Genomic DNA, 20,392 nt, shown 5'->3' with positions numbered 1-20,392 from the left:
TATTTTACAGGATAACTCAGTTTTTGCCATCCGTTATCTTAGGAAAGCGAAGGATTATTTAATGATCCAGCTTCAAAATAATCCATGCAGCAGCCGCCAATACAGGAAGCTCAATTAACGGAGCAGCTACGAGTGCAAGCGCAACAAGCGGCTCTTCAGGAAATGCGGAAATAGCAATCGCAAGTCCGATTGGGGAATTTCTTGCCAGCGTTGTCATGTGAAAGCTTGCCAAATCCCTTTTCGACAAGCCGAGCCATTTTCCTGCCGCTCTCGCCACCACAAACATGAGGGTAAAAAAGAGAAGAATTGCCGTAAGCAAACGGACAAGCAGTGAAGGATTTTCCGTTAGCAAATCTCCATGAGCCGCAAAGATGGCAATAATCGCCGTGCATAGCAAAAAAACTGGAACGTAATGGAGTTTTGCCAGCCATTTCTCCCTTTTCCCTGACCGTCCCATCCATAGTCTGACCAGCCAGGCAGTGAATAACGGAATCAGGAGAATGGCAATCGCACCTTGAATGAATGAGGTAAATGGAATTTCATCTGTTGTTCCCGTAAACAGATAAAGGTAGAACGGAAGCAATAAAATCTGAAGCAATAGGTTAACAGGCAGGATGCTCGTTGAGAGCGCTGTATTCCCTCTTGCCATTTGGGTAAAAATAATATACCAGTCTGTGCAGGGAGTAACCATCAGCAAGATAAAGCCAATCCAGACAGCCGGCTCATCCGGCAGGATTAAGGAGGCAATACTCCATGCTAAAATTGGTGTCAAAATAAAGTTTATTCCAATACTCGATAAAAAAAATGTACGGTGGGCGAACGCCTGTCCGATTTCTCTGAATGAAATCTGCAGAAAAGAAAAAAAGAGCATCGCAATCAGAAGTGGAATCAGCATGTCAGCCATGATGTTTTTCAAAAGATGAATTTGTCCTGCTCCAATTCCAAGGGAAATTGATAGGAGAATCCATAAGGGGTAAAGCTTTTCAGTTTTATTCATAGTACACCGCTCCTTCTCTCTCATTATACATAGGTTTCAATCATTTTTAATACGGGTAGATACGATTCATCTACACTATTCATACATTAACATATTTTTACATCATTAAGATTCAAAAGAACTACGTTTAATAGATTAATCGTTTTATTAACCCTAGGAGGAATGAACAAATGGAACGTAATCATACCATGTTACAATTTTTCGAATGGCATGTAGCATCAGACGGTGATCACTGGAACAGACTTCGGGATGCTGCAGCAGATTTAAAAGCTAATGGCATAGATGGTGTGTGGATTCCTCCAGTTACGAAAGGCCAATCAGTAGACGACCCGGGCTATAGTGTATATGACCTCTACGATTTAGGTGAATTCGATCAAAAAGGTACAACCCGAACTAAATATGGCACAAAGGATGAGCTTCATGAAGCGATCGCTGCCTGCCATGAGCATGGTATTTGTGTATATGTTGATGTGGTCATGAATCATAAGGCTGGAGCGGATGAGACCGAAACGTTTCAAGTCATTGAAGTAGACGCAGAAGATCGTTTAAAAGAAATCTCGGAACCCTTTGATATTGAAGGATGGACAAAATTCACGTTTCCTGGCAGGGGGGATAAGTATTCCGACTTTAAATGGAACTTTAATCATTTTAACGGCACCGATTGGGATGAAAAAGAAGGAAAAACGGGCTTCTTTCGTATCCTTGGTGACAATAAAAGCTGGAACGATAACGTGGATGATGAATTTGGAAACTATGACTACCTAATGTTCGCCAATATTGATTATCAACATCCTGAAGTTAGGGAAGAAATGATTAGTTGGGGAAAATGGCTTCCGGATACTTTATCCTGTGACGGATTCCGTTTAGATGCGATCAAGCATATCAGCCATGAATTTATTGATGAGTTTATACGGGAAGTTAAGAATCACGTAGACGGAAATTTCTATATGGTAGGAGAATACTGGAACGATGATGTAGAAGCCTGCGGCAGCTTTTTGGAGGAAACCAACTATCAGCTTGACCTTTTTGATGTCATGCTGCATTATAACCTCCACGAAGCATCCTTAAAGGGCAGTGACTTTGATCTTTCGACGATTTTTCATGGGACATTGGTGGAAAAATATCCGCTTAATTCTGTTACATTTGTTGACAATCACGATTCTCAGCCAGGAGAATCGCTTGAATCCTGGATTGATGACTGGTTTAAGCCAAGTGCCTATTCATTGATCCTTTTGCGTAAAGACGGCTATCCATGTATTTTTTATGGTGATTATTTTGGCATCGGCGGAGAAAATTCACTGGATGGAAAAAAAGAAGCACTGGACCCTCTTGTATATGTTCGCGCCCACAAAGCCTACGGCCAGCAGGATGATTACTTTGACCATCCGAATACAATCGGCTGGGTAAGACGCGGTTCTGAAGAGTTTCCTCATTCTGGCTGTGCCGTTGTCATTACAAACGGGGAAGCCGGCAACAAAAAAATGTTTGTCGGTGAAAATCGAACAGGCGAAGAATGGGTAGACTACACGCAATCTCATGAAGACCGCGTAAAAATTGATGAAGACGGCTATGGCGACTTTCCTGTTCAGGCAGGCAGCGTCTCAGTGTGGGCCTTTCCTGGATTTTAAGAAATGCCCCAGTCTCTCTGCAAACTATATACCGATTTAATTAAAATAGAAATGACTTCACGAAGCTGGATTCGTGAAGTCATTTTTGTGCAGTATGTCTTTTACTTTACGTCACCATTCAGTTGTCTTTCGTTTGATGGGAAGTATGCCCGGTACAAATGATTGACTGCCTTCATAACTGAAGCACCGTCTACGCCAAACATCATACTGACCTCTGAGGAGCCCTGATTAATCATTTTTATATTTGCACCTGATTCTGCCAGCGCTTGCGCAGCTTTTGAAGCAACGCCGACTGTGTGCTTCATCCCTTCCCCCACTACCATGATCATAGCGAGATTCCGTTCAATATTAATGTCATCAACCTCGAGCTCTTTTTCAATTCGGTCGATCACCCGTTTTTCCTTGCCATTTTCCAACTGATGAGAGCGTAAAATAACCGAAAGATTATCAATTCCTGAAGGTGTATGCTCATATGAAATGCCTTCATCCTCTAAAATGGCAAGAAGACGCCTCCCGAATCCAAGCTCTCTGTTCATTAAGTATTTTGTTATATTCACACTGCAAAAGTCCGTGTCGCTGGCAATTCCGATTACAGGCTGTCCATTTAATTCCCTTTCCAGTACGATACGTGTTCCGGCCGCTTCAGGCCGATTGGTATTCTTCACTCTCACCGGAATTCCCTTTTGAAAGACTGGCTGCAATGCTTCATCATGAAAAACAGAAAAACCGGAATAGGCAAGCTCCCTCATTTCACGATAGGTAATTTCCTTCAGTTCACATGGATGATCCACCATTTTGGGACTGACACAATAAACGGAGTCGACATCTGTAAAATTCTCATATTCCTCTGCGTCCATCCCGGCAGCGATGATTGATCCCGTAATATCTGAGCCCCCTCTCGGAAACGTCACGATATTGCCCTGATAAGAATAGCCAAAGAATCCGGGTATCACCAGGATGCCTTCCAAGCTCCGCAATTTGCTGATTCGTTCATACGCTTCCGGCAAAATCTGCGCGTTGCCCGGCTCGTCGGTAACGACCATTCCTGCGTCCTTTGGAGACACATAAGATGCCTGATGGCCAAGCGATACAAGATAGGCTGTCATCACTCTGGCATTCATATCTTCTCCGCTTGCTTTGAGCGCATCCAGAAGTCTCTCCCCGTCCTCTCCATAAAGCGATATTAATTCCTTTAAAATTCCTTCAAGCTGCTCCTTCAACTCTTGATCCAGCCCAAGGTCTTCAATAATTTCATAATAGCGTTCCAGTACTGCTTCAAAAAATATCTGATTGTATTGACCATCTTGCACAGAGCGAGCAAGCTGAATAAGAAGGTCCGTTGTTTTTTCGTCTCCATCGAATCGTTTGCCGGGAGCAGAAACGACGATGGCTTTTCGGGCTTGATCTGCAAGAATAATGCTGCCGGCTTTTTTATATTGCTCTGCACTTGCAACCGAACTGCCGCCGAACTTAACCACTTTCATAGAGACAAAACTCCTTTATTTTGTCCACCCTTGAAATACATTTGTTCTCTATAGATGGAATTTTATAGATTAGTATACTAGACTGTCTGCTGATTGTCATTAAAAATAAAACATTTTACGAAAGAAGGTTGCAATCACAAAAAATGGGTAAAGATTTTTATGAGAAAGAAAGGTGGAGATAAAGATGGGGAAAGTACTACTAACAGGTGCAGCAGGCGGTTTAGGAACAGTCCTGACGAAAGCATTGAAAGACGAATTTGACCTCGTGCTGACAAATCGCTCCGAACCGGAAGAGCCGGTGGATGGCGTGCCATTTATTAAAGCGGACTTAAATGATTTCGAGGCCATTGAAGCAATTTTTAAAGAACATGACATTGAAACCGTGCTTCATTTTGGCGGTCTTCCAGTAGAAAATGAATTTGAAGCCATACTCGATGCTAATTTAAGAGGAACCTACCACGTTTACGAAGCAGCCAGACTTCATGGCGTAAAAAGGGTCATTTACGCAAGCAGCATACACGCTGTTGGATTTCTCGACGCCCGAAACGCTCCATACGATATCCATACAGAAACCCGTCCGGATACCTTTTACGGTTTAAGTAAAGTTTATAATGAGGATATGGGCAAGCTGTATCACGACAAATTTGGTTTGGAAGTAGTCAATCTCCGCATTTGCGGCTGTGTAGAAGAACCGGATTCAAAAGAGCATCTGATGATCTGGCTTAGCCATAATGATTTAATCCAGCTTGTGAGAAAATCCATTACTGCCGAAATCAATGATGTAGTGACAATCTACGGGATCTCCGCAAATACCAGAAGCTTCTTTCATGTTGATCCTGAAAACCCGCTTGGCTATAAGCCACAGGACAATGCAGAGGATTATATTCATAAACTCCCAGACTCTTTTGGCCATGAAGATGACCGCAAATTTGTCGGGGGGCATCAGTTTGTTAAAGAAGATGCCATAGATAACTAATTTACACCCACTAAAAGAGGGTGGGACAAAACTTAAAAAAGTTTAAAAATGAGGATATATTTATTAATAGTAGTAGGTGAGCGGAACGGAAGGCGGGGACACCTGCAGGACATGACAGCAAGCTGAGTCTTTACAGAGCAAGGCTCTGAAAAGTCTCAGCGCCGTCCCTGCGGAAAGCGTCCGACTGAAGCGCAGTGAACCGGTCGTAGAGCTTGAGACACTTTTGTCCCAGGCTCTTTTTCTTACTCAACTGTCAAATGAAGAGACATTCCATCTTCTTTATACTTGCCCGGTATCGAGCCAATCCCCTCAATAGAAATAAAACCATTCTGTAAAAGCGGCTTTTCCGGTAAATTCAACTGCAGCCGATTAAACTGGAGGAAGTTGTCACCATAGTAAATAAGCGCAGGCTGATTAATTAAGTAATCCTGCTGATTGATTTGAAGCTTAACGAAGTAACGGTGGAGAAGCCGGTTGCCAACGTTCACCATATTAATAGGATCAAAGAAGGTGGCCTTCATGTCTCCTTCAATTGTCAGCTTATACCCGCTTGAGTTTTTAAACTCCTGTATTTTCTTATTTTTTTGCTGATAAACATACTGGTACACCTGACAGGCTTCTTCAGAAGTGTTTAGCTCCTCTTCATTCATCTGTGCAGCATTGTAATCAATATAACTTAAAATAAATTCATAAAGCGTCAGCTCTGAATGAACAAATGACTCTTTCCACTTATCATCGATTTGATCTAAAAGCAGACACAAAAAAAGACCTGACACATAGCAGCTTTTTCTTAAATGGAGGTTGGTTTCCTGCGAATTCAGCAAGGCCTGTCGGTAGAACTGCAGGCACGCATCAGACGGGTCTTCTTCTAAGCCTATCACAGCCTGAAATTTCACGTAGCACGCTGGTCCTTCTACAGATTCCAGCATATATTCGTAATCGATGTCCCCATCCAAAATGGTTTCTCTTTTATTGCGGAAAAAACAAAATGTTTGAAGAGACTTCAGTTTTTTTACAGGATCCTTTTCCTCATAGGCTTCATAGAGAATTCTTCTTTCTTTTATTCGAAGAGTAATATTTTCGATCAATAGAGGGTAACTGACCCCTTTTAGCTCATCCGGGAACCTTTTTTCATCAATTGTCGTCTGATATCCGTGAAAAATCTCATGAATTAAAACCGTATACAAATAATTCACACAGATTTCCTGATCAATGCAGACAATAGCTGTTGGATAATCTTTATATAAAATGAGCGTATTTCCTACAAACTGCTCTTCCCAATCAAAAACGGCCGGCTGACCTTCAATTCCCGGAAAGGCAGGATGATTAAATAAACACACTTTTTCTTTATTGTAAATACAGTACGCGACTGGTTTAAAATTAGGCCACAGCCCTGTCCAGTCTGTTTGGTCCATCTTTTGTTTAATTTCTGCACATACCTGTTCCATCTCCATTGTGAAACTCACCGCCTTTCCTTTGAAATGAGACTCATTAATCTTCGTCTTTTACATCTATGCTGTCTGGAATTGGTTCATTGCGCCACTCTTCAAGAAGATTTTTAGCTTTTTCAAGCTGCTTCAAATGATGATTAAATTGATCTTTATTTACCAGATACTGCGTACCGTCATGCACTGCCCGGATTTTATTTTCATGAATTAATCTGGTAATAGCTGCTTCCGGCAGTGACAGGTAGTCAGAAGCTTCTTTAATCGTAATATACATCAGAACAAAACACCCTTCTTTAGTCCTGTTTATTAGCAAACGATTACATGGGTAATTATACACTTAATCGAGGAAATAAACACGAAATAACTTTTTTGCTAATTTAGAAATTTTACTACTAATCCGGAATTTTCCCAAGTGCATTTTCGTTTTTTATTAAATGGGCAATCCACTGCTTACTGTATCTTTTTTTAGATATCATTCTTCTGCTGTATTTCTAATGGTTATTTTTATAGTTTACCGCAGAAGGAAAAGGGTAAAAACTTAGGAAGCCTTTTATACATACAGTCCGAAATCAAATTATAAAGGCTATTTTTTCCCAATCAATAGATCAGCATAGCAAAGTAAATTCAAGTAATTTATGTTCTTAGAACAAAGCTTATACAAATAGAGGAGGAACAACAATGAAAGCATTATTGCTGCAAGATAAAGGACAATGGAGAGACATGCAGGTCGGAGAGGTGGAAAGACCCTCTCCTGCCAGCGACGAAATTGTCGTTCAGGTAAAGGCAGCCGGATTAAATCCGGTTGATTATAAAACAGGCGAAAACGGCTCTCCAAGCTGGTCTTATCCTCATATACTCGGTCTTGATGTGGCAGGCATTGTGGACGAAGCTGGCTCAGATGTGACGAATTTTACAAAAGGGGATCGTGTAGTGTACTTAAGTGACATGGCTAAAAAAGGAGGCTTTGCTGAATATGCAGTGATAAAAGCGCACACTGTATCAAAGCTGCCGGAGTCTGTATCCTTTGAAGATGCTGCCGCCCTTCCTGTAGCCGCTTATACAGCATATCAGGCACTTTTCTTTAAGCTGCATGCGCAAAAAGATAAAACGATCTTAATTCATGCGGGAGCAGGCGGAGTAGGCGGATTTGCGATTCAGCTTGCCAAATATGCGGGATTAACCGTAATAACCACTGCCTCCCAGAAAAAGCACAGCTATGTAAAAGATCTGGGAGCGGACTATGCCATCGATTATAAAACCGAAGACTTTGTCGAGAAAACAAAAGAACTTACAAACGGTCTTGGTGTAGATTACGTTTTGGATACTGTAGGCAGAGAAAACGCAACAAAATCTCTTGACACACTTGCTTATAATGGACAGATTGCTTTCATAGCCGGACAGCCGGAAATGAATGAATCGATTTCTTTTGCTCACCCTGTTTCCTTTCATCATGTGGCACTCGGCAGTGTTTACCAATCAGGTAATACAGCAGAAGAAAAGACCTTAAAACAAATTGGTGATCACCTGGTTGAATTACTATCGGAAGGTAAAATTACCTCACTGGTTGAAAAAGTGATCTCGCTTGAAGAAGTTCCTGAAGGACTAAAAGAGCTTGAATCACGAAGCTTCACGGGGAAAATGGTAGCAAGAATTTAACAGTTTAAGAGGCTGGGACAAAACTAAAAAAAGTGTAAAAATGAGGAAATTTCATTAAAAGTAGTAGGTGAGCGGAGCGGAAGGTGGCGACTCCTGCAGGATATGACGGCAAGCTGAGACCCCGCTAGGCAAAGCCTGAGGAGGGCTCAGCGCCGTCCCTGCGGAAAGCGTCCGCCTGAAGCGCAGTGAACCGGTCGTAGAGCTTGAGACACTTTTGTTCCAAGCTCTTTTTGGATGATAATCGCTAATGACCATTAGGTTCAGAAATTCCGACAAATTATTTCCCGGGTGATAACATAGCGAATTACCGTATAGGCGTGAGCTGTGAAAGAAATGAGGAGTAAAAGTGAAAAAGAAATCTATTTTTGTATTTGCTTTTATGGCCTTGCTTGGAAGCATCGCCGGCGTTTTTTATTTTCAAATGTTCAATCTGCTCGATTCGGAACTAAATACTCTTTTCTCTATTATTTTATTTATAGGCGGACTTGTCCTTCTTAATTTGCTAATTAACAGGGTCCTTCCGCTTGATGAGTATCCGGTCAGTCATCCAACACGTATTTTGGGCTACGCAGTTTTTGTCATTGTTTTACTCTCTACCGTTTCTGTTTTATCAAGTTGATAAGGGGGGCTGAAGGAATGAAAGCAATCCTGTTTGACCTTGACGGTACACTCCTTGACCGCAAAACCAGCGTTCAGGTGTTTTTAAACAAACAATACGATCGACTATATCCATGGCTCAAAACCATGGATAAAGAAGCGTATATTCAGCGATTTACTGAACTTGAGTGCAACGGCTATGTTTGGAAGGATAAAGTGTATAAGCAGTTAATCGAAGAAAATAGTTTTTCGCATTGTTCAACCGAAATGCTGCTTGATGATTATTTAGAGCATTTTCAAGAAAGCTGTGTTCCTTTTGAAGGCTTACATACCCTGCTTTATTCTCTACGAGCTAAAGGCTATAAACTTGCTTTAGTGACAAATGGCCGGGAAATGATGCAAATGCGCTCCATACGGGGTTTAGGAATTGAAATTTTCTTTGATCAGATCCTGATATCCGAGAAAGAAGGCTGTTCTAAGCCTGATGCTGAAATATTCAACCGCGCACTGAACCGTCTAAATGTACGGCCTGATCAAGCAGTGTATGTCGGCGATCATTTTGAAAATGACATAATAGGAGCCAAAAAGGCAGGCATGAAATCCATATGGAAAAAACATCAGCCTTTCCATGATTCTCAGGCTGATGCAGAAATTGACCAGTTAGTGGAGCTGATTGAGCTAATTGAAACCTGGTGAATTCAGGATCATATTCAGGTTAAAAAAATGCGCCGGAAATAGTCCAGCGCATCTTTTACATCAACGATCCAGTTTTACGATTGAAGCTCCTTCAGAAGGATTGCCCTGGATTAATTCACACAGCATTTTCGCACCTAGTTTGCTGTAGACGGTTCCGTTGCCGCCGTAGCCGAGACAAAAATAAATATTTTCTTTTTCAGGGTGCTCGCCAATGAAAGGCAGCCCGTCTTTTGATTCACCGAAGCTTGCTGCCCATGCATGAGAAACCTCAACTTCAAAATCCGGAAAATGTTCTTTAATTTTATCCAGTAGTTTTTTCCCGCGGTCTTGAATGACGCCTTCTTCTAATGTGCCAGTCAGCTCTTCCTGATCAAGACCGCCAGCCACTATCCGATTATCGGCTGTTGTCCGCATATAAAAATAGGGGCGTTTTGTTTCCCATATTAAAGACTGATACGACCATCTTTCAAGATTGTCTACTGGTGTCGTGGCAATGGCATACGTCCGATTAAGCTCAGCTCCGATTGAACTGAGATCGGGAACGCTCCCGTATCCAGTAGAATAGATAACATGCTTGGCCATAATTCTTCCCTCAGGCGATGCAAAACACCAGTACTCCCCCTCTTTTCCTTCTTCGGTAAGCTCGGTGTTCTCATATACTTCCACATCACGGACATTAGCCGTTTCAATTAGAGCCGTCACGAGTTTATAAGGATTAACTTCAGCATCTCCATGTGTCATCAAAGCAGCAGGCTTTTCAAATCCGAATCGCTCTTTTATACGTTCTTTATCATAAAACTCTACTTCAAATCCATGCTTATTCAGTATTTCATATTCTTTTTCCAGCTTCTGTACGTCTGTTTCATCACTTGCATAATACAAACTGGGACGTCTTATAAAATCAACCGGCGGTGTTAAGGGGCCTGATACCTGCTGTAATTCGTCGACCGCTTCTAAGCATAATTTATAAAACAGCACGGCCTCCTCTTCTCCGATTTCTTCGGCCATTTCATGAAGCATCTTATCATTTGAATATTGAAGCAGACCTGTGTTGGCCGAGGAACTTCCTGATCCAATTCGGCCTTTTTCTGCCAGTACTGTTTTTAACGGGTTATGAGAAAGCTCTTCTGCAACGAGAGCCCCTGCCATGCCCCCGCCTATTATTAATACATCACAAGTAATATCAGAACTTAGAGATGGATACTCATGTCGCTTGTCTACCGTCTCAGGCCAATATAGATCTCCATTATGTAATCTCACAATACTTCCTCCTTAGACGACTCTTCTGACAATTCAAACTGCAAAGGTCATTCTCCATAATCCGGATACGACCCTGCCTGTTATATTTTTCAGGCGGTTCAATAGTTAGTCTATATTTACTGCATCTGTTTTTATCATTACCCGACGTTCTTCATCTGTAATCTCTTACTGCAAAAAATAATTTTAAACGTTCCTTCAGTCAGGAAATAAACGCTTTGTATGTAACAGCATTTAGCAGGAGTTAATAAATTTGATTTTTCCTATCAACTGAAAACTGATCCGCTTTTCAAGCTATAAAACGGTCTTCTTGAGCTATTGCACCTTCCATTAAACGAATAAATATTCCTAATAAAATACATACTTTTATCATGTATTTTTCAATTTAATAACCTCTAGACTAGGGACTTTTGATATACTTTAATGAAAAGAAGATTAAGGGAGTCAATTTTTGTGTCTTTAACACTGCGTGTATACTGGGGTATGGTTTTTGCTGTATTTATTGTTCTATTTGCTTTATTTTCAAGCTTTATTATAGTTCAAATTGCAACAGATTATTTAAAAGAAGAAAAAGGAAAGTCTTTATCAGGTATTGCATTCCAAATGACGGATAAGCTGGATCAATATATGTGGTCAAGATATAGTGAAGTTGCTATTTTAAGCAGCCTTGAAGCAGTACAGAGTCAGTCTTCAATTGAAGAGAAAAGAAACCTTCTTAATAAGGTTCAGCAGCAGATTCCATCGTTTTCATGGATGGGAATATCAGATAATGAAGGAATTATTAAAGCTTCCACTGGCGGAATGCTGGAAGGTCAGGATATCTCAGAAAGACCGGTGTTTTCCGAAGCAAGGGAAGACGTTTTTGTAGGAGATGTTCATGAAGCACTGCTTTTAGCGGACCTCCTCCCGAATCCTGTTGGACGAAAATTAGAATTTGTCGATATTAGTATGCCGCTGAAAGATGAATATGGCAACTTTGAAGGAGTACTGGCGACTCATTTAAGCTGGGAATGGGCCCGGGAAGTTAAGTCTTCCATCATTGACCCTCTTACAAGCAGAGAAAAAGATGATGTAGAGGTGTTCGTCATCAGTGCAGAAGAAAACCGTGTCATATTAGGCCCTGACTCCTTCATTGGCCGTCACCTTCCGCTAAAAAGCATTTCAAAAGCAAAACAGGACGGAAACGGCTGGACTATTGAGGAATGGAATGCCGGTGAATCGTATCTTACGGGTTACTCCCAGGCAAGAGGCTATAGAGAGTATCCAGGGATCGAATGGACGGTACTGGTGCGGGAGCCTGAGGAAACCGCCTTTGAAACTGCACAGGATTTAAGTTTCGTGATCCTGATCAGCGGTATCCTTAGCGCTGTATTTTTTTCCTTAATCGGCTGGGTGATCGCCGGGAAAATCGCAAAGCCGCTTAATAAGATTTCAAGCCAGGCGCAGCTTTTTTCAACAGGGAAAAATATGCATTTCCCTGTCTACACCGGCATCAAAGAAATAGAAGACCTATCCTCTTCTCTGCAGCTGATGGTTAAAACCTTAAGTACAACTGAATCAAATCTTTTAAAAATGGAAGGAATGGCCTATCGCGATTCCTTAACCGGTCTTCCAAACAGAATTCTTTTGGAGCTTTCCACCTCACAAATGATTAGAGAAGCTAAATTGGATGGAGAAAAGCTGGCTTTCTTTTATATGGATTTAGATGGATTCAAACAAGTGAACGATACATTTGGACATCACGCCGGAGACCTTACATTACAGCATGTGGCAGAAATATTAAGAAGCCAGGTGCCTGATGATGCCTTTGTATCCCGGATTGGCGGGGATGAATTTATAATCCTGCTGCCTTTTAGTGCAACTGGGGCCGAGGTACCTGAAAAATTGGCTCTTGAGATTATCCAGGAAATTAATAAACCAATTCCGTTAGATGGAGCTTTTGCCACGATTGGCTGCAGTATTGGCATCTCTCTCTTCCCTGCTGATGAAAATGATTTCCATACGCTGATCTCTTATGCAGATCAGGCGCTCTATCATTCGAAACACAAAGGAAAAGGCAGAGTAACTTTTTATCAAAGTATTATCTGATTTTTTCTGCGCCCGTATGGTGACGGGTTTTTGTATGGGTCCAGAAGGTTCTTCCATGCGTATCACGACAGCTTTCAAAGATCCTTCAAGCATTAAAATGTTCCAATGAATCCAAACTTGCTACACTAGTTAAAGATTCAAACGAAAGAGACTGTTGAATCAAATTTAGTGAAAGCAGATGGTTTTATGACGAAAAAACTAAGTACGATTCCATATTCAGTTTTAGATTTATCCCCGATTGTAGCCGGGGCAACACCCGCTGATGCTTTTAAAAACACATTATCTCTTGCACAGCATACTGAAAAACTTGGCTATAACCGTTTTTGGCTGGCAGAGCATCATAATATGCCCTTTATTGCAAGCTCAGCCACAGCCGTTTTAATCAGTCATGTTGCGGCAGGTACGAGTACAATTCGTGTCGGATCCGGCGGGATTATGCTTCCAAACCACGCCCCTTTAATTATAGCAGAGCAATTCGGCACTCTTGAATCCCTGTTCCCCGGTCGAATTGACCTTGGTCTGGGACGGGCACCAGGAACGGATCAGCGTACAGCTCATGCACTAAGAAGAAATCGCAGCAATGGACAGGATTTCCCTGAGCTTTTAATGGAACTCCGCTCTTATTTTAATCCTGACCTTAGTGAGCATAAAGCGATGGTTCGGGCAGTTCCGGGGGAAGGACTCTCTGTTCCCGTCTGGCTGCTTGGTTCAAGCGGTTTTAGCGCACAGCTGGCAGGACAGCTTGGTCTTCCATTTTCCTTTGCCAGTCATTTCTCTCCTGACAACACATTGCCGGCGCTGGAGGTATACAGAAAGGCCTTTCAACCTTCCGATACATTAGAAAAACCACATGCGATGGTTGGTGTAAATGTGATTGCTGCTGAAACAGACGAAAAAGCCCAGTATCTGGCTACCACTCTTCAGCAAGCCTTTTTGAATTTAATACGAAATACAGAATCACCGCTTCCTCCTCCAATAGAAAACATGGAAGAAATCTGGTCTCCGTATGAAAAAGCGGCACTTGAACAGCAGCTTGGCTCTTCCATCATTGGCAGCAAGGAAACCGTCCGAACTAAATTACAGCAATTCTTAAATGAAACCGACGCAGACGAGCTCATGATCGTTTCTCAGATATATGATCACGCCGAACGCCTGCGCTCTTACGAAATTGTGGCTGAAATTATTGAAGAAAGTAAATAAGATACAACAAAGAACCTGTGACAATGTCACAGGTTCTTTGTGTGGTCAATTTTTTATTGTCGTGACTCGTCTTTAATTTCATTTCGCATCGCATCAATGCTGTCTTGACGGCGTTTATTTTTCTCTTCGATTGCTTTCTTATCCTTGCCATCTGCAAAAGCCATCGTTTCTTCGGCTGCTTCCATATTGCCAATTGTGTTTTGCACCATTTCTTTTAGCTTTTCTGCATTGTCTGCCCGGTTATCCGGATTAGGCTTATTATGTGTCATTCTGCTTCCTCCTCCTTTTTATAGCACGGCAATAGTAGGCTCCCCTTTTAAACCCGTATTATACAAATAAATGGTGTGGCAGTTGCGCATTTCAGGCGAAGTGAGGTATCGTTGAAGCACATATGAACAAAAAGGTGTGTTATACGTGCGAATTAATAAATTTTTAAGCGAAGCGGGAATTTCATCTCGCCGCGGTGCAGATAAATGGATTGAAGAAGGCCGTGTTAAAATTAACGGGGAATTAGCCGAGCTAGGCAGTCGTGTGGAGCAGGACGATGTTGTGACGGTTGATGGAAAACATGTTGTACTTGAAAAGAACAATGTATACATCGCCTTAAATAAGCCCGCTGGCATTACATCTACAACAGAACGCCATATTGAGGGAAATATCATTGATTTTGTTAATCACCCGCAGCGTATTTTTCATATTGGCCGGCTTGATAAAGATTCAGAGGGGCTCATTTTGCTCACCAATGATGGAGATATCGTAAATGAAATTTTAAGGGCTGAAAACAAACATCAGAAAGAATACATCGTGACAGTCGACCAGCCTATATCCGATTACTTTCTAAAGCAAATGGAACAGGGCGTGTCCATTCTTGATACAAAAACTCTGCCTTGTAAAGTAGACCGGCTATCCAGTCATGTGTTTAAAATAACCTTAACGCAAGGCTTAAACCGTCAGATCAGAAGAATGTGTACGGCATTAGGCTATACTGTAAAACGATTAACCCGAATCCGGATTATGAATATCCATCTTGATGGATTGGAAAAAGGGCAATGGCGGGATTTAACTATAAATGAACGCACTGAACTGTTTAGAAAGCTGAATTATACGCCTAAAGACCACTAAAAAGAAGTTAGCCCAAAAAATCCCGAATTTAAGGGAATACCTTCACAATCCGAAGATATTTGTGAAGGTATTCCCTTTTTTGTGGATTTACTTTTAATGAACCATTCGGTATCTGAAACGAAAATAAACCGGTCATATTTTTATATTTAACATTCGTTGCTAGCAGTATTTTTCACATGAACGTTAGATGTAAAATGTCGTCATTACTACAGTTATATCTTAGTTCATTTGTTTCAGTCCCTCAAAATAAACATTTAATACCCTCATTGTTTCTTCAAGTGAATCGAGAGAATTTTGTTCGGCAATCCATAAGGCACTCTCATTCATAGCTCCTGATAAAGAATGCGTTAATGCTCTTACCGATAAATTAGGAAAACAACCATTCTTTTGCATTTGTTCTAGCTGATTGTATAGAAGTCTCATAGAATGATTGGCATCCAACTGACGCCAATCATTCCAGCCAATCACTGCAGGACCATCTATAAGAATAATCTGTTTATGATTAGGATCGATTGCAGACTCCATAAAGGTTCTACACCCAAGGTACAATTGTTCCCATTGATCTGAACTCATACTAGCTTGCTGCTCAATATTCTGTGCAATTTTCTTTTGAATGGACTCTACAGCAGCATAAAATAGCCCTTTTTTATTTTTAAAATGATGATATACAGCGCCTCTTGTCAAGGCTGAATCGTTCACAATATCCTCCAGGGCAGTTTTTGCATATCCATGTATTGAAAAATGACGTTTTGCCGTTTGGAGGAGTAATTGGACCGTTTCTTCGGTGTCTTTTTTCGTTTTTTTCATTGATCAATCACCCATCCTACGCATAAATGCAAGAGCATCTTGGTCGTTACTTTTTATTAATGATCGTAATCCATGTTTTAAAATCCCATTGATACGATTCCCATGCAAATCATGCATTTTTATCATCCACGCTATTAATTCTTCTTCATGTGTTTTCGATAAATCATTCAAGTGGTTCCCAACAGATTTTTGAACATATTTAGAGTGATCGGTGACCAATGGTTCAATTAAAGTAAGATTTACAGATGAATCATTACTGAGCAGATTCATTCGCTTTGCCCAAGGTAAACGAGGACGAGTTCCTTCACTAACGAGTCGGCGAACATGAGAATTTTCATCGGCTGCCCATACTCTAAGTTTTTCTAACACTTGCTTTTCATATCTTAATAAAAAAGGTCTAATTGCATATTCTGATGTGTGACGTTTGGTTATCTCATATAACAAATTCATAGAATCTTCAACGTGATTAAGTCCATAAACTTCTACATAGTAAGCAACTGGCATTAAAAAATACCCGTTGATAAACATCCCCTTTTCCGTTTCATTTTCTGGACCCAGTATTTTTTCTAGTACATTTACTGCCTCAACGTAAGGCAGAGATAAAGCCATATGCAATTCTTTAGTAATGACAGCCACTCTGTTTTTCAGCTCTAATCCCTCGACTGAATTATCTACTCTTTTTACAAAAGAATCGCAAGAGAAATCTGGATAAAATCGGGATATTCTATCCCCTAGAATTTGAGCTAAATTAGCATCAAAATAACATTTCAAAGGAGTATAGCTGCTCATGATAGCGCATCGGTAAAGTGTTTTTGAAATTCATCGGTTGGCGGGATATCCTGGATCACGTCGATTAAAATACCATTAGGATCAGACGTAATAAAATGCCGTTGACCAAAGTTTTCATTTTTTAAATCAAGTATAATCGGTAAGCTCTGTTGATCAATTAAATAATGGTAAAGAGTATCCACATCCTCTACTTCTAAATTCAGAATTAAACTTGACGCCCCTTTATTTCGTATGTTTGTGGGAACTGTTTCATGTCCATGATGCAGAATAGCTAATTCATACGAACCTAACTTTAAGCTAACATACCAATCAGTTTCAAAAATAACTTCAAACTTGAAATGATTTTTATAGAAATCTACAGTTTTTGATACATCATCAGTAAGAATGACAGGATAGAACCCAGTTACCTTCATAAGATTTCTCCTCTTCTATATTATTTAATAATTATATCTTAACATACATTCAGTATGTATGTTAAAAAATTAAAGATAGAACATGAAATGATCAAAATAAGCTTCTTCCTATTCATCAGTGAATATTTCCATGACTCCAGCAGAATATAGATGCCTTGCATGATAAAAGAACCGGTTCATTGCAGCGGAAATGAACCGGTCCCTTCTTCCCTTTATCAAAAATTAGTCGCTGGCAGTTTGAACAGTCGACTGTTGTTCTCGATTATTTTGACAAATGAACATAAAAAAGAATAGGTTCATTGCAGCGGAGGACGGGGACTCCTGCGTGATGCAGCGGGAAGGGTGAGACCATGCAGATGCCAATGCATCAAGAGGGCTCACCTCCCGCCACGCGGAAAGCCTCTGGCCGAAGCGGAAATGAACCGGTCTCCTTCGTAGCTCAAAAAACAATTGTTTTATTTCCATGTACAATGATCCGGTCTTCGAGATGCCATTTAACAGCACGTGCCAAAACACTTCGCTCAATGGAACGGCCGATTTTTTTCATTGCTTCGATATTATCAGTGTGATCCACACGATTAATATCCTGTTCAATAATCGGTCCTTCATCTAAATCATTTGTAACATAATGTCCTGTAGCCCCGATAAGCTTAACCCCACGCTGATAGGCGCGATCGTATGGACGTGCCCCGACAAAAGCAGGTAAGAACGAATGATGGATATTAATAATTTTTTTCGGATGAGCTTCAACAAAGACCGGTGTCAGAATCTGCATATACCGGGCCAGAACAATTACGTCTACTTTGTATTCCTCCAGCCATTTAAGCTGCTGGGTTTCCACTTCACGACGATTTTCCTTGCTTGCAGGCAGATGCAAAAAGGGAATGCCGAAGCCCTCTACCAGCTCTCTTGCTTCATTATGATTGCTGATTACTACCACGATTTCTGTCATTAAATCACCGCTTTGCCACTCAAATAACAGCTCACGGATACAATGAAGCTCCTTCGAAACAAATATCGCCGTTCGCTTTACCTCTGAAGGAAATGTCATTTTCCAATCCATAGAAAAATTCTCCGCAATCGCTTCAAAGGATTTCTTTATTTCTGTTTTATTTTCATGAAGAGACGGGCTCGCAAATTCAATGCGAATGAAAAAATCGCCTCCCTCCGGATTTGACGAATACTGATTAGACGTGATGATATTGGCGTTGTATTGAAAAAGAAAACGTGAAATCGATGCTACGATTCCTGGCTGATCCGGACAGCGAACCAACAAACATCCTTTGTTTTCGTGCTCTTCTTTATATTCCTGCAGCTGTTTATCAATCAGATATGACATAAGCTCCTCCTTACTCGTTTTCAATTTTTTCATTTGAATACTTTTGATCGTAAGGGAAGTTGAAGGAAAATGAAAGGAATGTGAGTTTAGGAGGAAAAATTACTGCAAAGAGGTGGTAAAACTAAACAACCGAAGAACCTCCCATCAAGGGAATTCTCCGGTTGTTGTATTGCCGCTATGCCTTTTGGAATTGCTCGCTTTCTGTTGACCCTGTCAAGGCCGTAGTGGAGGAGGTTCCACCGGAGATCACCAATGATACAGCATCAAAGTAACCGGTCCCTACTTCCCGCTGATGGCGTGTTGCAGTATAACCGTTTTCTTCTGCAGCGAATTCAGCTTGCTGCAGTTCTGAATATGCAGCCATCCCGCGTTCCTTGTAGCCTCTTGCAAGCTCAAACATGCCGTAATTAAGCGAATGAAAACCGGCAAGCGTAACAAATTGAAATTTATAGCCCATTTTGCCAAGTTCTTTTTGGAAGCTTGCAATGGTTTCTTCGTCCAGCTTCTTTTTCCAGTTGAAAGAAGGAGAGCAATTATAAGCAAGAATTTTCCCTGGAAATTTCTCGTGTATCGCACTCGCAAATTTTCTTGCTTCTTCAATATTTGGCTCAGACGTTTCACACCAGATCAAGTCCGCGTAAGGTGCATAGGCAAGACCGCGTGCTATTGCCTGATCTATCCCCTCCTGCGTATGATAAAAGCCTTCCGGTGTACGTTCTCCTTTGATAAACGGCTGATCATAAGGATCAACGTCACTCGTAATAAGATTCGCAGCATTGGCATCAGTTCTTGCAATAATGACAGTCGGCACCCCCATCACATCCGCTGCAAGGCGGGCAGCAATTAAGTTCCGTACGGCTGTCTGCGTAGGCAGCAGCACTTTTCCGCCAAGATGGCCGCATTTCTTTTCGGATGAAAGCTGATCCTCTAAATGGACCCCTCCAGCCCCCGCTTCAATCATCGCCTTGGTCAGTTCAAATACATTCAGCGTTCCCCCAAAACCGGCTTCCATGTCGGCTACAATCGGGGCGTACCAATATGTATCGCCCTCTCCTTCTGCCTGTTGAATCTGATCTGCACGCTGCAGCGTCTGATTAATCTTTTTAACTACCTGCGGGACACTATTGGCCGGATACAGGCTTTGATCAGGATACATATGACCCGATAGATTTGCATCTGCCGCTACCTGCCAGCCGCTCAAATAAATCGCTTTTAATCCCGCTTTAACCTGCTGCATCGCCTGATTACCTGTCAGCGCTCCAAGTGCATTTACATACTCTTCTGTATGAACAAGCTCCCATAGCCGTTCAGCACCCATTTTCGCGAGCGTCTGTTCCACAACTACAGATCCTCTAAGCTTGATCACATCTTGGGCTGTGTAAGGCCGTTCCACCCCGCTCCATCGATCCTGCTTCCAGTTTTCAGTCAGCTGTTCGAGTTGTCTATCGTTACTCATCTCTCTTCATCTCCCTTTATGTTGTACAACATAGATTATATTTATTTATTGTTATATAACAGTTATTCCAAAAAAAGATCAGTCTACATCGGCACAGCATTCAATGGCTTCTTTGAAACTTGAATAATCGAGCCCGCAAGCACGGCACATATTGGCTGGATCTGCATCTTCCTTTTTACGGAAAACAATGACCTTTGACACGGAGTGTTCTTTTATCGAAAGAGCGCCCTGTGAGGTTTGCTCTAATGTGTACGCTTCATTGCCGTAAACAAACATGGTTCCCTCTAGCTCTTCGTTAGAACGTCCTTCCAAAACATGCTGAACAATCCAGCGTTCAATTAAGTCTCTGCTTGTCGTTTGAGTTTGTTGGATCTGCATTTTATCATCCTCCTAAATGTTTTATGTGAAACTAATATATAACAGTATTTATTTATATGCA

Annotated in this window: 20 protein-coding genes; 8 read left to right on the top strand and 12 right to left on the bottom strand. The window is 41.3% G+C overall.

Features of this window, described 5'->3' with window-relative positions:
- Positions 1-58 precede the first annotated feature (58 nt).
- Positions 59-997: an arsenic resistance protein gene (locus ACQCT8_RS08200; protein WP_426870075.1), complete on the bottom strand. Its 939-nt coding sequence runs from the start codon at positions 995-997 to the stop codon at positions 59-61.
- 170 nt (positions 998-1,167) lie between these two features.
- On the opposite strand from ACQCT8_RS08200, the gene ACQCT8_RS08195 reads away from it, so the two are divergent.
- Complete coding sequence (locus ACQCT8_RS08195) at positions 1,168-2,625, top strand: alpha-amylase (protein ID WP_426870074.1); 1,458 nt, start codon at positions 1,168-1,170, stop codon at positions 2,623-2,625.
- A gap of 101 nt (positions 2,626-2,726) precedes the next feature.
- Here the strand turns inward: ACQCT8_RS08195 and ACQCT8_RS08190 are convergent, their stop codons facing one another.
- Positions 2,727-4,109 carry an aspartate kinase gene (locus tag ACQCT8_RS08190; protein ID WP_426870073.1) on the bottom strand — a complete coding sequence of 461 codons (1,383 nt, stop codon included), beginning with the start codon at positions 4,107-4,109 and terminating at the stop codon, positions 2,727-2,729.
- A gap of 184 nt (positions 4,110-4,293) precedes the next feature.
- On the opposite strand from ACQCT8_RS08190, the gene ACQCT8_RS08185 reads away from it, so the two are divergent.
- The gene (locus ACQCT8_RS08185) at positions 4,294-5,085 is read left to right on the top strand and encodes an NAD-dependent epimerase/dehydratase family protein (RefSeq protein WP_426870072.1); all 792 of its coding nucleotides are present in this window, start codon (positions 4,294-4,296) and stop codon (positions 5,083-5,085) included.
- Positions 5,086-5,327: 242 nt separating this feature from the next.
- Here ACQCT8_RS08185 and ACQCT8_RS08180 read toward each other — a convergent pair whose 3' ends face one another.
- A complete protein-coding gene (locus ACQCT8_RS08180; RefSeq protein ID WP_426870071.1) occupies positions 5,328-6,539 on the bottom strand; it encodes a hypothetical protein in 1,212 nt (403 codons plus the stop codon).
- A 37-nt stretch (positions 6,540-6,576) separates the two neighbouring features.
- Complete coding sequence (locus ACQCT8_RS08175; RefSeq protein WP_426870070.1) at positions 6,577-6,807, bottom strand: excisionase family DNA-binding protein; 231 nt, start codon at positions 6,805-6,807, stop codon at positions 6,577-6,579.
- 404 nt (positions 6,808-7,211) lie between these two features.
- On the opposite strand from ACQCT8_RS08175, the gene ACQCT8_RS08170 reads away from it, so the two are divergent.
- The 3 genes from ACQCT8_RS08170 to ACQCT8_RS08160 all read left to right on the top strand — a co-directional run bounded on the left by ACQCT8_RS08170 (position 7,212) and on the right by ACQCT8_RS08160 (position 9,482).
- A complete protein-coding gene (locus tag ACQCT8_RS08170) occupies positions 7,212-8,189 on the top strand; it encodes a zinc-binding dehydrogenase (RefSeq protein ID WP_426870069.1) in 978 nt (325 codons plus the stop codon).
- Positions 8,190-8,535: 346 nt separating this feature from the next.
- On the top strand, positions 8,536-8,808 hold the full coding sequence (locus ACQCT8_RS08165; RefSeq protein ID WP_426870068.1) for a hypothetical protein: 273 nt from the start codon (positions 8,536-8,538) through the stop codon (positions 8,806-8,808).
- Positions 8,809-8,825: 17 nt separating this feature from the next.
- Positions 8,826-9,482, top strand: a complete 657-nt coding sequence (locus tag ACQCT8_RS08160) for an HAD family hydrolase (RefSeq protein WP_426870067.1) — start codon at positions 8,826-8,828, stop codon at positions 9,480-9,482.
- Positions 9,483-9,542: 60 nt separating this feature from the next.
- Here the strand turns inward: ACQCT8_RS08160 and ACQCT8_RS08155 are convergent, their stop codons facing one another.
- Positions 9,543-10,742 (bottom strand): NAD(P)/FAD-dependent oxidoreductase, encoded by a 1,200-nt coding sequence (locus tag ACQCT8_RS08155; protein WP_426870066.1) that lies wholly within the window; start codon positions 10,740-10,742, stop codon positions 9,543-9,545.
- A gap of 450 nt (positions 10,743-11,192) precedes the next feature.
- On the opposite strand from ACQCT8_RS08155, the gene ACQCT8_RS08150 reads away from it, so the two are divergent.
- Both ACQCT8_RS08150 and ACQCT8_RS08145 read left to right on the top strand, forming a co-directional pair.
- Positions 11,193-12,827 (top strand): diguanylate cyclase domain-containing protein, encoded by a 1,635-nt coding sequence (locus tag ACQCT8_RS08150; protein WP_426870065.1) that lies wholly within the window; start codon positions 11,193-11,195, stop codon positions 12,825-12,827.
- A gap of 186 nt (positions 12,828-13,013) precedes the next feature.
- Positions 13,014-14,027, top strand: coding sequence for an LLM class flavin-dependent oxidoreductase (locus ACQCT8_RS08145; RefSeq protein WP_426870064.1), 1,014 nt, complete (start codon positions 13,014-13,016; stop codon positions 14,025-14,027).
- A gap of 53 nt (positions 14,028-14,080) precedes the next feature.
- Here ACQCT8_RS08145 and tlp read toward each other — a convergent pair whose 3' ends face one another.
- On the bottom strand, positions 14,081-14,296 hold the full coding sequence (gene tlp / locus ACQCT8_RS08140) for a small acid-soluble spore protein Tlp (RefSeq protein WP_426870063.1): 216 nt from the start codon (positions 14,294-14,296) through the stop codon (positions 14,081-14,083).
- Positions 14,297-14,441: 145 nt separating this feature from the next.
- Between tlp and ACQCT8_RS08135 the strand changes: the two genes are divergently transcribed.
- Positions 14,442-15,149 carry a pseudouridine synthase gene (locus tag ACQCT8_RS08135; protein ID WP_426870062.1) on the top strand — a complete coding sequence of 236 codons (708 nt, stop codon included), beginning with the start codon at positions 14,442-14,444 and terminating at the stop codon, positions 15,147-15,149.
- A gap of 219 nt (positions 15,150-15,368) precedes the next feature.
- Here ACQCT8_RS08135 and ACQCT8_RS08130 read toward each other — a convergent pair whose 3' ends face one another.
- From ACQCT8_RS08130 to ACQCT8_RS08105, 6 genes are all read right to left on the bottom strand, one after another.
- Entirely contained in the window at positions 15,369-15,956 is a 588-nt protein-coding gene (locus tag ACQCT8_RS08130; RefSeq protein WP_426870061.1) for a TetR/AcrR family transcriptional regulator, read from the bottom strand.
- A 3-nt stretch (positions 15,957-15,959) separates the two neighbouring features.
- Positions 15,960-16,745 carry a DNA alkylation repair protein gene (locus tag ACQCT8_RS08125; protein ID WP_426870060.1) on the bottom strand — a complete coding sequence of 262 codons (786 nt, stop codon included), beginning with the start codon at positions 16,743-16,745 and terminating at the stop codon, positions 15,960-15,962.
- Positions 16,742-17,158, bottom strand: coding sequence for a VOC family protein (locus ACQCT8_RS08120; RefSeq protein ID WP_426870059.1), 417 nt, complete (start codon positions 17,156-17,158; stop codon positions 16,742-16,744). Before ACQCT8_RS08120 ends, ACQCT8_RS08125 begins: the two co-directional genes overlap by 4 nt.
- 439 nt (positions 17,159-17,597) lie before the next feature.
- Positions 17,598-18,497, bottom strand: coding sequence for a formyltetrahydrofolate deformylase (gene purU / locus ACQCT8_RS08115; RefSeq protein ID WP_426870058.1), 900 nt, complete (start codon positions 18,495-18,497; stop codon positions 17,598-17,600).
- 175 nt (positions 18,498-18,672) lie between these two features.
- Entirely contained in the window at positions 18,673-19,953 is a 1,281-nt protein-coding gene (gene aceA, locus ACQCT8_RS08110) for an isocitrate lyase (protein ID WP_426870057.1), read from the bottom strand.
- 78 nt (positions 19,954-20,031) lie between these two features.
- Complete coding sequence (locus ACQCT8_RS08105; RefSeq protein ID WP_426870056.1) at positions 20,032-20,331, bottom strand: hypothetical protein; 300 nt, start codon at positions 20,329-20,331, stop codon at positions 20,032-20,034.
- Positions 20,332-20,392: the final 61 nt, after the last annotated feature.

The sequence above is a fragment of the Jeotgalibacillus proteolyticus genome (assembly GCF_050107735.1).
In the GTDB taxonomy this organism is placed as follows: Bacteria; Bacillota; Bacilli; order Bacillales; family Jeotgalibacillaceae; genus Jeotgalibacillus; species Jeotgalibacillus proteolyticus_A.
This window is presented reverse-complemented; position numbering and strand designations above follow the sequence as displayed.